This is a genomic window from Rheinheimera sp. (genome assembly GCF_036568245.1).
Taxonomy (GTDB): Bacteria; Pseudomonadota; Gammaproteobacteria; order Enterobacterales; family Alteromonadaceae; genus Alishewanella.
Map to the genome: position 1 here is coordinate 1 of NZ_DATCSY010000230.1, position 12,209 is coordinate 12,209.

The window sequence follows — 12,209 nt, forward strand, 5'->3', positions numbered from 1 at the left end:
TGGTAGCTTTGGCAGCTCGGCGGCGGACAGGGCAAAGCAGGTTGCTGCAGCGGTCAGGCTACTCAGGCAGCCGATGAATTTCAGTAACATGATTATGCTCTCCGTTCACAGTCCATTTGATATTGTAGTTATACAGCGTCATGCCGTAACTCTGTTCACCGTCGCGTTGCTTTTTATAGGAAGGACGAGGATCTTGCTTTAATACTTTTTCAATAAAAATCTGTAGCTCGGGCTCTTGCTGTTGCTGACAGAATTGTTCAGCCTGTTCAGAGAAACTGACTGTCATTGCCGTTTGAGGCGCGGCATCGGCAAAGCCCCCGGCAGCGTCGGGCAGTGCATCAGAATAGGGCAAGTAGGGTTTGATGTCGATAACAGGGGTGCCGTCGAGCAAATCTATGCCGCTGAGCTTCAGCAGCAATTTGCCATTTTTACGCTCTGTACCTTCCAATTTTACTACTGACAACCCAACCGGGTTGGGCCTGAAGGTTGCGCGGGTAGCAAAGACCCCTTTGCGGGCATTACCACCTAAACGGGGTGGCCGCACCATTGGCGACCAGCCTTTATCAGCCGTTTCATGGAAGACAAACAGCAACCACAGGTGGCTGAAGCTGTCTATCCCCCGCACAATAGCCTCATCACAATACTCAGGCTCAAGCTCCAGATAGCCGGTAGCTTCCGGGATCAGGCCTGGCTGACGTGGGATCGCAAATTTCTGTTTATAGGGTGAGCGGACATAGCCCACTACATTAAACTGATAAGACGCCATAAACTCCTGGCTAGATAGATACATGCATAATGAGCGGTATTATGCGGTTTTTTGCCGAAACAACAAGTTAAGTAGAAGACGTCTGAATGTCTTTGACGCCGTAAGGGAAAATGCGGTAAAACACTCAGCTGTTTATCGGCAAGTGGTTAATGGCTATGGAACGCAAAATCTTACTTACAGAATGTCCGGATTCAAAAGGGCTGATCGCGCAAATTACCAATATTTGTTACAAACATCAGTTAAATATCATTCGTAACACTGAGTATGTAGACCCGGTCAGCGGTCAGTTTTATATGCGTACTGAACTCGAGGGGATGTTTAACGACAATACACTGCTGTTTGATTTAGATCGCGCCTTGCCGCCGGGTTCATCGCGCAGCCTGATAAACCAGCGGGCGAAAAAGGTTGTAGTGCTGGTGACCAAAGAAGCCCACTGCCTGGGTGATATTCTGATGAAAGTGTTTGATGGCTCTCTGGCTTTGGATATTGCTGCTATAGTCGGTAATTATCCGCAGCTTGAGCAATTGGCCGCCCGTTTCGATTTACCTTATCATTTTGTCAGCCATCAGGGACTGAGCCGGCAAGAGCATGAGGCGGCACTGCTGGAGGTGATCAAACCTTACCAGCCGGAGTATCTGGTACTGGCTAAGTTTATGCGCATCTTAACGCCAGCTTTTGTCGCGCAGTATCCGAACAGAATTATCAATATTCACCACAGCTTTTTGCCAGCTTTTATAGGCGCTAACCCTTACCGGCAGGCGTTTGACAGAGGTGTTAAGATCATCGGTGCCACGGCGCATTTTGTGAATGATCATCTGGATGAAGGCCCTATTATTCAGCAGATGGTGGCGCAGGTAGATCATAACTTTAGTGCAGATGATATGGCCCGAGCCGGGCGGGATGTTGAAAAAGCGGCATTGAGTAAAGCGCTGCAGTATATTGTCGAGGACAGGGTATTTGTGCATGGCAATAAAACGGTGATCCTCTGATTGGCTGTTTTACATAAGCGATTTTCTCTCAGATACTTCGTGAATATATCAAAAAGGAGTTTTGCCATGAGAGCCATGTTGTTGTTCAGTGCGTTGCTGTTCAGTTATGTCATACAAGCGGCGGAAACGGGTATACTTCATCCTAAACTTGAACCATTCAGGCCCTATCTTAATCAGCACTGGCAAGGTGATCTGACACAACCGGGTAGCACTGAGAAGGTGATAGACCGCTCATTCTGGAGTCGGGCGCTGAACGGTCAGGCAATCAAAACTGTGCATTCTATCAATGATGGTCAGTATGGTGGCGAGTCATTTATTTTCTGGGATGAGAGTAAGCAAAGTCTGGCTTATTATTACTTCACCACGGCCGGTTTTTATACGCATGGTACTATGGAATTCAACAGTAATGTCGGCGAAATTATTGCGCTGGAGCAGGTCGAAAATAATCAGAATGGTATCACTCAGGTAAAATCATTCAGCCGCATTATGCCGGATGGCACTATGGAAACTAAATCCAGTTATCTGCAGAACGGCAGCTGGGTGGATGGCCATAGCGCCACTTATCAACCTGTGGCGCAGCAGCAAATCATTTTTAAATGACTACTTTTCTTCCGGATGGTAGTCAGTCAGGTCAAGTGTGTAGATGTCGTCAATTTTATCTGCACAAGAATGGCTGACGCGTAAGTCTTTGACCCTGCCATTACGTAAACTGTACACCCAGCCATGGATAGCAAGTGGCTGGCCGCGTTCCCACGCTTCCTGTACAAAGCTGGTATGGCAAAGATTGCGAACCTGCTCGGCGACATTAAGCTCAATAAGCCGGTTAAGCTGCTCGTCTTCATCCGCAATAGCATCTACTTCTTCACGGTGCAGTGCATAGACGTCTTTGACATTTCGCAGCCAGTTATCGACAAAACCGACGCGTTGTTTAGTCAGTGCCGCTTTGACACCACCACAGCCATAATGGCCAACCACCAGAATGTGTTTCACTTTAAGAATATCAATAGCGTATTGCAGTACTGACAGGCAGTTCATGTCGGAGTGTACGACTAAATTCGCGACATTACGGTGAACGAATAGCTCTCCCGGCAGTAAACCCACTATTTCGTTAGCCGGTACTCTGCTATCAGAGCAGCCAATCCATAAATACTCTGGGGCTTGTTGTTCAGATAGCTGTCTGAAGAAACCTGGTTGCTCTTTCTCTATCCGATCAGCCCAGTTTTTATTATTAATAAACAACTGTTTAAAGTTTGGCATAATTTTACCTTCAGTCAGAAAATCGCGACAAGATAGCTGATTTTACCTACTTTTAGAGCACCGACCAGCTTAATTAACACATTAACAGGCTGAAACCACTGGAGCTGACGGAGTAACGAATGCAGGAATCGCTGACGACAAATAAATATCTGAATGACATTTATGTTGCTACGCTGAATAAAATAGAAAAATTTGCTTTAATCGAGAAATAATATTGAAAGTTTATGAAGTATTAACTGAAGCTGAATGATGCTGAATTTTTTATATAAAACAATACGGATTGTCACTTTATTTTACAACGCTAATTGCTTATCCTGAAGCCATTAAGTTTGGAGGAGGTTGCAATGTCAATTTTATTAGATAAACGAGAACTGAAAAAAGCTGCAAAAGAATTAACACTGGCGAAATTAACTGATGTTATCGAAACGCTCAATGCCGTGCTGGCTGAGCGGCAAAAAGAAGTAGAGCTTATCAGCCAGTTAGAGCAGTTAGCCAAGTCACAGGGATTCACGCTTGAGCAGTTGGGTTATAAGTTGAATCATGACGGTCTTGTTTCTGATAACGTTGAAACTTCGGATAAAGTTGAAAAGCGTCCAACCAAACCAAAGTTTAAGACTATCAATAAAGAAAACCAGTATTTTTATATTGAAAATGGTCAGTTGTTATTGTTACGTACGCATACAATGAAGAAAGGCTTACAGGAGCGCGGTATCGACGTAATGCCTCTGGCTAAAGTTGATAAGAAATATGCAAAGCAGATTGATAAGCTGATTGCCGAAGCTACGGCGCAGGCGATTGAGAACTTTAACAGTAAAGTCGATGCCTGGAACGAATGGGCAGCAGCAAACGCGGAAGAAATTCTGACTAAAAAATAAGTACCACAGATATAAAAAAAAACCGGCTCTGGCCGGTTTTTTTTTATATCTGTGGTACAGTAGTTTTACTGCAGGCTTTATTTGGGTTGAGCATCCAACGACTGACCATTAACCTCGCGGCTGTCATCGCTCATTAAGTACAGATACAGCCACATCAGATCAGCAGCAGTTTTTAGCTTGCTAACATCTTCACCCGGGTAGGCTTTGCTGCGCATTTTGGTACGGGTAGCGCCCGGGTTTATACAGTTGACCCTGATGTTGCTATTCTCAAACTCATCAGCCATCACTTGCATCAAGCCCTCTGTGGCAAACTTGGATACAGCATAGGGGCCCCAGAAAGCGCGGCCTTTGCGGCCTACACCAGACGATGTAAATACAACAGAAGATGCGGCAGTGCGTTTAAGCAGTGGTATCAGCGCCTGTGTCATCAGCATTGCTGACGTGACGTTTACCTGCATGATGTCATTCCAGGTTGGCAAGTCGATATGCTCAAACGGGCTTAATACACCAAGAATACCCGCGTTGTGCAACACGCCATCTAACTGGCCAAATTCTGCTTCTATCGTCGCCGCCATATCCCGGTAATGTTTGGCCGTAGCGCCTTTCAAATCCAGCGGGATAATAGCCGGTTCACGGCACCCGGCAGCTACGATGTCATCATATACCGTGGTGAGTTTATTTACCGTTTTCCCAAGTAAAATAACGGTAGCACCATGACGGGCATAGGTTAGTGCAGCCTCTTTGCCGATACCGTCACCAGCACCGGTAACCAGTATAACTTTGTCTTTTAATGCGTCTGTAGCGGCCTGATAACTGTGCATATAACCTAACCTGTTGCCAAAAAAACGGCGCCAGCATACGCGCAATTGATAAACTTTGCACCTTTCTTCACGCTTTCTGTATCTTTGCGCTAGCGATTTGTTTAGCTTTGAGTTAACTTTAACTGGTCGTAGCTGTTGCAGCTATATCAGTGAACAATTTCCAACAAGCAAACTAAGCGTTTGCTTTAAAAACAAAAAATAAAAGTCAGGATAGGGGAGAAATTATGAACAAGCTGACACTTAGTGTGGCTGTTGCTCTGGCGCTCGGGTTGACCGGGTGCGGTAGCGAATCTTTAGATGATATAAAGTCTGATGTTGGTGATAACACTGAAAAATCCTATTCCAGAGTCGTGTTTGATCCGGGTGCCAGTACACCACGTCTGTCTGTACCTAATGATCTGCTGTTTCAGGGGACGACTGACGGCACGCTGACCACTGATAGCGGCGCCACACCTGATTATGCGAACCCTCAGGTAGCATTAGGGGCACTTGACGGCTGGTCCACACAAAACCCTTTCACCATTGCAATTGATTTTGCTGTTGGTATTAGCCTGAATGCTTCAACGGCATCGACACCCGGCGCGGTACGCGTGTTTGAAATCGTTTCCGGCAGTGCTTTATCGTCTGATGCCGACTGCCGTACAGTCAGTCAGGGTCATGCCTGTAAAGTAATAGGTGAACTGACGTTCGGTGTTGATTTTGTGTCAGGTGCCAGCGGTAATAATGTTGCAGTTATTCCACTTAATCCGTTAAAACCGGCCACCACCTATATGGTTGTTCTAACATCAGTGTTAGAGGACAGTGAGGGTAACCCTATTGCCCCGTCTACATCTTATGAGCTGGTGAAACAGGATGACGAAACGCGACCACTTAATACTCCTTCGCAGCTTTCACTGCAAAAATTGATCAACAGCTTTGAAGATGTGATCGAGGCTGAAGGTGTAAACCGGGACAGCATAATCTACACCGCAGCTATGACTACCCAATCTACCGATGTTGTTTTTAATACTATTAAGCAGCTGATGCTACAACCAGCGCTTCGCCCGGTGTTAAATGCTGCGCCGCAGGGTTATACCGCAGCAGATGCGTTAGTTCAGGCAGGTTTGATCCCTGTCTCGCAGGCTACGTTAGCAAATCCTGCTTATGCTGCTGCGACCACCGCTCAGGTGTACGGCGGTGCTATTAATCTGCCTTATTTCAGCAGTGTGCCAACAGCTGATAATCCGCTGGCACCATTAACCGGCCGTTGGCTGGCGCAGTACGACAGCCCGGTTACGCTGTTAGGAGCGATTCAAGCTGGTTTGATTAACCCGGCAGACCTGGGCCTGAGCCCTGAGCAGCTGCAAAACCCGGCGAATTTATTAGGTTTTAATATTGGAGTGGATACGGCACGCCATATTACCAAGTTTAACCCAGTACCTAAGGTTAACCAGATTGTGAACGTGCCGGTACTGATGACGGTGCCGGATTTAGCTCAGATTAATATGTTACGAGCAGCACAGAGCCAGCCTGCTATGACGATGCCTGCCGGTGGCTGGCCGGTAGTGATATTCCAGCATGGTATTACCGGTAGCAAGAGTAATGCTTTGGCAGTTGCTGGTGCTCTGTCAATGGCAGGTTTCGCAGTCGTGGCAATTGATCACACCCTGCATGGTGATCGTGGTTTTAGTGTGGAGGTGCCTACAGATACCGGTACCCGCACTGTGGTAATCAATGCTTCAACAAATAATGCAACAGATTATATGAATCTGCAGAGTTTGCTGACGACCCGCGACAATGTTCGCCAGAGTATCAGTGATATTCTCGGGCTACGGGCTGGCCTGAACTTCAGTAACCTGACCCAATCTGGCACCATTAACCCGACAAATGTACAGTTTATGGGGCATTCGCTAGGCGCTATTACCGGCACTTCTGCTGTAGGTGCAGCGAATACGCCGGTGCAAAGTGCTACATTGAGTGAACCGCAGAAAGCCCAGATAGACGCGGTATATGCGATGAAGACTGCAACGCTGGCGATGCCAGGTGGTGCTATTGCAAACTTCCTGCTGGAATCAGGGCAGTTTGGCCCGTTAATTAAGTCTTCTGTTCTGTTAAGTGTGGGCACTACCGAGATTAAAACGGCGTTCTCGTCTTTTGCTCAGAGTCAGAATGGCTGTGGCGCAGCGCTGGTGCCGCCTTTCTCAGCATGCTACAACGCTTTTGAGTCTTATCTGAGAGCGCAGGGGCAAGATGCCGCTGTAGCAGCTTTGTACGCAGGTTATAGCCAGTTCTCTTTTGCTGCCCAGACAGTAATTGACAGTGGTGATCCAAATAACTACGCGCAGAACCTGGTGGCTGCTGAAACGCCGGTTTATATCATTGAAGTTGCTGGCGACGGCGCAGACTCTTTACCTGATCAGGTTATTCCAAACGGTATTGCATCTCCTTTACAAGCTGTTGGCGCAGGTAAAATGCCGCTGGCGGGTACTGAGCCTCTTGGACGTTTATTAGGCGTGACTACGGTAGATAACGTAGCAGGGCCTGTGATGACAGATGGCGGAAACTCACTGGCGCGCTTTACTGCCGGTGGCCACGCATCGATACTGGACCCTAGCGCCAGTGCTGCAGCTACAGCTGAAATGCAAATGCAGGCTGCCAGCTTTATCGGTAGCGGTGGTGCAGCTATCGTTGTGACTAATCCCGGTGTATTAGCGCCGGCTAACTAAGTACAAGGTTAGCTGGTTATGATGAAGCCCGGTTTTACCGGGCTTTTTCTTTTTTATTAAGTCGTTACAATGCAACAAAGCATAAGTTGAGGGGATAGCATTGGAATTTTTATATGAGTACGGTTTGTTTCTGGCCAAGACCGCAACGTTAGTGCTGGCGATTGGCCTGGTTGTAGGCTTGATCGCCGGGGCAGCTGCTGCCAAAAATAAAGCCAAAAAAGGCCAGTTGCAGTTTACTGATCTGACCAAACATTATCAGTCGATGGCTGAAGAGATGCAGCAGCACCTGCTGGAAAAAAAACAGTTCAAACAATGGCAAAAGGCGCAGCGGGCTGTCAAACCGGACCACAGAGCTAAGCTGTTTGTACTTGATTTTAACGGCAGCCTGGATGCACGGGAGACTGAGTCGCTGCGGGAGGAGGTTACGGCAATACTAGCAGTCGCCAGTAAGGAGGATGAGGTATTGCTGCGGCTCGAAAGTGGTGGCGGTGTTGTACACGGCTATGGCCTGGCAGCTTCTCAATTAGACCGGTTACGGCAGCACCCGCTTAATCTGACTGTAGCAATAGACAAGGTTGCCGCCAGCGGCGGCTATATGATGGCTTGTATCGGTAATACGATTCTTGCCGCCCCTTTTGCAATAGTGGGCTCGATAGGTGTAATCGCTCAGTTACCCAACTTTAATAAGTTATTGAAAAAACATAATGTCGATTTCGAACAGTTTACTGCGGGTGAATACAAACGCACCGTTACCCTGTTTGGTGAAAATACGGATAAAGGCAGGCAGAAGTTTCAGCATGAACTTGAAGATACGCACCGGTTGTTTAAACAATTTGTCTTGCAGCACCGGCCACAGTTAGATATTGATAAAGTGGCAACCGGAGAGCATTGGTTTGGACACCAGGCGCTTGGGTTAAACCTTGTTGATACTATCCAGACCAGTGATGACTACATACTGACTCAAATGTTTCAGCGCCAGGTATTTCAGGTGAAGTATCAGCTTCGCAAAGGCATTGCAGAGAAAGTGGGTATGGGGTCAGCCAGCATCATTTCTCACTATTGGCAAAGACTTATTCAACATAGCTGGATCCGTTGATGGAAGCGGAATTCTGGCACCAGCGTTGGCAGAATAATGAGCTAGGGTTTCAGCTGGATGAAGCCCATCCTTTGTTGCGTCAGTATCTGCCCGCCGTTATTGCCGGGAAACACAAGGTTTTTGTACCTTTGTGTGGAAAGTCGCCGGATCTGAGCTATTTGGCGCACTATCTGCCAGTTATCGGTGCTGAGTTATCAGCAATTGCTTGTAAAGATTTTTTTCTGGAACAAGCTTTGCCGTTTAACGTCAGTCAACAACACACTTTTCATTACTATCAGAGTGGCGCTATTGACCTGTGGCAAGGTGACTTTTTTGCATTAACTGAGCAACATATCAGCGGCTGTAACCTGATATATGACAGAGCTGCCTTAATTGCATTGCCCCTTGAAATGCGGCAGCAGTATGTGCAAAAGCTGCGTAAGTTGATGCCAAAGGGTGGGGATATTCTGCTCATCAGCCTTGAGTATCCACAACATGAAAAACAAGGTCCGCCTTTCAGTGTGCCGTGTAGTGAAATAAAAACACTCTTTGCAGGTGCTGAGATTATATTGCTCGGTTCAGAAGAGTTAACCGGAAAAGGTTTTGCCAGACGCCGGTTTGCAACCAGCAGTCTGATTGAAACTGTTTACCGTATTACACTGCCGCCAGTCTAAGCAGGCTGACAGTGTAATACGCAGCAATAGCAGTGAATTAACGCAGCTTGTGAAAATCTACATTCTCTTCTTTGCTACCGGCATTAACATCGTCGAAAACGGCTTTATCAAAAGCGCCTTCGCTCTTACCAACAATGCAAGATACCATGGCGTCACCTGTAACATTGACCGATGTGCGGGTCATATCAAGCAGACGGTCAACACCAATAATTAGGGCAATACCTTCTACCGGTAAGCCAACTTGCTGCAATACCATCGCCAGCATTATCAGACCTACACCTGGCACGCCAGCGGTACCAATAGATGCCAGTGTTGCTGTCAGTATTACCATCAGGTAATCAGAAACAGACAGATCCACTGCAAATACCTGTGCAATAAACACTGTTGCCACTCCCTGCATAATGGCCGTGCCGTCCATGTTTATCGTCGCGCCCAAAGGTACAGTGAATGACGCCACACTGTTTTTGACTCCCAACTTTTTGGTTACGGTTTCCATTGTTACAGGCATAGTGGCATTACTGCTGGACGTACTGAAACCAAACAGCGCCGCATCTTGCATCTTGCGGAAGAAAATAACAGGGTTAAGGCCAGTCAGTAATTTTAGTATGACGGCGTAACTAACCAGACCATGTATTACCAATACACACATCACTACCGCAAAGTATTTTGCCAGGCTGGCTATCGTTTCAAATCCAAGCGTCGTGAACAGTTTTGCCATCAGAAAAAACACACCATAAGGCGCCAGATTCATCAGCAACGTCACTAATTTCATGATGACTTCACTAAGATCGGTGAACACCGCAGCCAGACGCTCACCGGCTTTACCGCTCATTGCCATAGCCAGGCCAAAAAGCACCGCAAATACAATGATTTGCAGCATATTGCCTTTTGCCATCGATTCTATCGGGTTACTGGGGAAAATATTAATAAACACCTGTGACAGTGCCGGTGCTTCGCTTGGGTTAAAGCTGGCGTCAGACTGCATCTGTATACCTTCACCCGGGCCAATCAGTAATGCTGCAAATATCGCCAAACTTATGGCAATGGCTGTCGTGATAAGATACAGAGCAATCGTTTTTCCGCCCAGGCGGCCCAGCGCTGAAGTATCAGACAAGGAGCAGGTACCGCAAACCAGTGACACAAATACCAGCGGCACCACCAGCATTTTTAAGCTGGCGATAAATATCTCACCGCCTATATGAAAGAAACCATCAATAAACAGCGCCTTTAATGGTATGTCCATGCCGAGTATATGCAGAATGCGTTCTTCCTGCCCGGCCAGCAACAATTTAAAAAGAAAACCAACAGCTATGCCGGCAACCATACCTATTACAATGCGGGCGGTCAGCCCCAGCTTCTTATTTCCTGTCATAACATCAGACTAGTATCCAGTTTGCAATGGCGCTAAGCCTAACAGGTTGAGACTGTGAAAGGCATATTCGGACGATTTTTTTTTCAAATATGCTGTGACGTTTGCAATATTAATGGTTTAAGATACAGAATTAACAAAAACTATATAATAAATACAGCTAGGGAGAGTTTTCATGCGAAACATCCAGCAACTACTCGTTGCGCTAATCGTTACAATGCTTGCAGCCTGTGGTGGGGGCGGTACTCTGGATTCTGATGGTGGTAATGGGGGCGGCGGAAACACTACGCCGGTATACAGTCTGGCAGTAAGTTTAACTAACGCTGATGGCACTGCATCAAATGCCTTAGCGCAAGCCACCCCTTTGACAGCAACTGCAACACTCACGGCGACTAACAATGGTGTCGTTTCAGGGCGCGTTATTCAGTTTGGGCTGAGTAATGAAGCACTTGCTACTTTTGGTAATACCGCCGGCAGTGCAGTGACCAATGCGCAAGGTGTAGCAACAATTTCACTTCTGGCAGGTAATAGCAGTGGTGCAGGAACTGTAACCGCTACTTACAATAACGCTACTGCAGAAGCGGCATTTAACTCTGCTGGTGATGGCGGTGATACCGTTGATATTACTGTTGGTTCAGTTGCATTGATTGCAGATACATTGCAATTGGGGTCTGGCGCTTCTGGTAAAGTAGAACTGACTGCGCTAGTACGTGATACTAACAATGTGGTGTTAGCTGACGTCCCAGTTAGTTTTTCTTCAGATTCTGGTGAGCTCGTTCAGATTGACAGTGTAACCGGCGAAAATGGTGTAGCCAAAGCAACGCTGACGACTCAGACCAACAAAAATATCCGCGATATTAAGGTTATGGCGCGGGTGCAGCAACAGAGTTCAGAATTGACCGTTTCTGTTGTTGGTACGGGGATTGATGTTGCTGCTCCTGATTCCGTTGTATTGGCGGACTCTGCGACTATTGATCTGTTCCTCACTGATTCAAATGGTGCGGGTGTTCAGGGCGTTGAGATAGACGTTACGTCTGCATTGGGGAACACGTTAAGTGATACCAGTCCTGTTACCTCTGGAAACGCCGGGAAAGCCAGTTTCACCTACACAGCAGTTAACAGCGGCACTGATACTATTACAGTGGCGGCTCTTGGTGCGACAAACAGTATTGTAATTAATATCAGTGCTGATACTTTTGCATTTGTGGACACAGATACAGAAGAGGGGCAGGTGTTAGAAGTTGATCTGAATACAGCACAGGCGTTGAATGTTGAGTGGCTGGTAAATAACACTGCAAATGTTGGCCAGGATGTTACGTTCAATACCACCCGTGGCGTAATTGCAGATTCTGAAGCGAATCTTGCAACTAGCGTTACCTCTTCTGATGTAACAGATGCAGAAGGTAAAGCTCAGGCATTTGTGCGTTCTCAGTTTGCAGGCCTTGCTACTATCAGTGCTATTGGCGGTGAAGGTGCCAATGCTGTAAGTGCGAAGAAGACCATTGAGTTCGTTGCGGTTAATCCTACCAAAGTTGAAACACAAGCTTTTCCTGCTCAGCTTGGAGTTGGTGAGTCCAGCGCCATTCGAGCAATTGTGCGTGACGCGAATAATAATCCTGTTAAAAACCAGGTGGTAGTTTTCTCACTGGATAACGCAGCAGGCGGCACTATCAGTACC

The 12,209-nt window shown here is 47.0% G+C and carries 11 protein-coding genes; 7 read left to right on the plus strand and 4 right to left on the minus strand.

Translation table 11 applies throughout. The annotated features are described in order from the left end of the window. Nucleotides 1-58 precede the first annotated feature (58 nt). Entirely contained in the window at nt 59-766 is a 708-nt protein-coding gene (gene tsaA, locus VIN66_RS10595; RefSeq protein WP_331923962.1) for a tRNA (N6-threonylcarbamoyladenosine(37)-N6)-methyltransferase TrmO, read from the minus strand. A gap of 155 nt (nt 767-921) precedes the next feature. Here tsaA and purU point away from each other — a divergent pair, with 155 nt between their 5' ends. Together purU and VIN66_RS10605 are read left to right on the plus strand one after the other, a co-directional pair. Further along, nucleotides 922-1,755, plus strand: coding sequence for a formyltetrahydrofolate deformylase (purU, locus tag VIN66_RS10600; RefSeq protein WP_331923963.1), 834 nt, complete (start codon nt 922-924; stop codon nt 1,753-1,755). A 66-nt stretch (nt 1,756-1,821) separates the two neighbouring features. Then, nucleotides 1,822-2,355, plus strand: coding sequence for a hypothetical protein (locus tag VIN66_RS10605; protein ID WP_331923964.1), 534 nt, complete (start codon nt 1,822-1,824; stop codon nt 2,353-2,355). Here the strand turns inward: VIN66_RS10605 and can are convergent, their stop codons facing one another. After that, nucleotides 2,356-3,012, minus strand: coding sequence for a carbonate dehydratase (gene can / locus VIN66_RS10610; RefSeq protein ID WP_331923965.1), 657 nt, complete (start codon nt 3,010-3,012; stop codon nt 2,356-2,358). A 329-nt stretch (nt 3,013-3,341) separates the two neighbouring features. Here can and VIN66_RS10615 point away from each other — a divergent pair, with 329 nt between their 5' ends. Continuing rightward, complete coding sequence (locus VIN66_RS10615) at nt 3,342-3,887, plus strand: H-NS histone family protein (protein WP_331923966.1); 546 nt, start codon at nt 3,342-3,344, stop codon at nt 3,885-3,887. A gap of 77 nt (nt 3,888-3,964) precedes the next feature. On the opposite strand, the gene VIN66_RS10620 is transcribed toward VIN66_RS10615, so the two are convergent. Then, nucleotides 3,965-4,708 (minus strand): YciK family oxidoreductase, encoded by a 744-nt coding sequence (locus tag VIN66_RS10620; protein ID WP_331923967.1) that lies wholly within the window; start codon nt 4,706-4,708, stop codon nt 3,965-3,967. 224 nt (nt 4,709-4,932) lie between these two features. Between VIN66_RS10620 and VIN66_RS10625 the strand changes: the two genes are divergently transcribed. From VIN66_RS10625 to VIN66_RS10635, 3 genes are all read left to right on the plus strand, one after another. Next, entirely contained in the window at nt 4,933-7,413 is a 2,481-nt protein-coding gene (locus VIN66_RS10625; protein WP_331923968.1) for a VolA/Pla-1 family phospholipase, read from the plus strand. Between the two features lie 100 nt (nt 7,414-7,513). Further along, nucleotides 7,514-8,509, plus strand: coding sequence for a protease SohB (gene sohB / locus VIN66_RS10630; protein ID WP_331923969.1), 996 nt, complete (start codon nt 7,514-7,516; stop codon nt 8,507-8,509). Beyond that, nucleotides 8,509-9,162 (plus strand): thiopurine S-methyltransferase, encoded by a 654-nt coding sequence (locus VIN66_RS10635; RefSeq protein ID WP_331923970.1) that lies wholly within the window; start codon nt 8,509-8,511, stop codon nt 9,160-9,162. The genes sohB and VIN66_RS10635 overlap by 1 nt, the downstream gene beginning before the upstream one ends. Nucleotides 9,163-9,199: 37 nt before the next feature. Here VIN66_RS10635 and VIN66_RS10640 read toward each other — a convergent pair whose 3' ends face one another. Continuing rightward, a complete protein-coding gene (locus VIN66_RS10640; protein ID WP_331923971.1) occupies nt 9,200-10,534 on the minus strand; it encodes a dicarboxylate/amino acid:cation symporter in 1,335 nt (444 codons plus the stop codon). Nucleotides 10,535-10,895: 361 nt separating this feature from the next. On the opposite strand from VIN66_RS10640, the gene VIN66_RS10645 reads away from it, so the two are divergent. Next, the coding region (locus VIN66_RS10645) for an Ig-like domain-containing protein (RefSeq protein WP_331923972.1) at nt 10,896-12,209 on the plus strand (1,314 nt) is incomplete at its 3' end.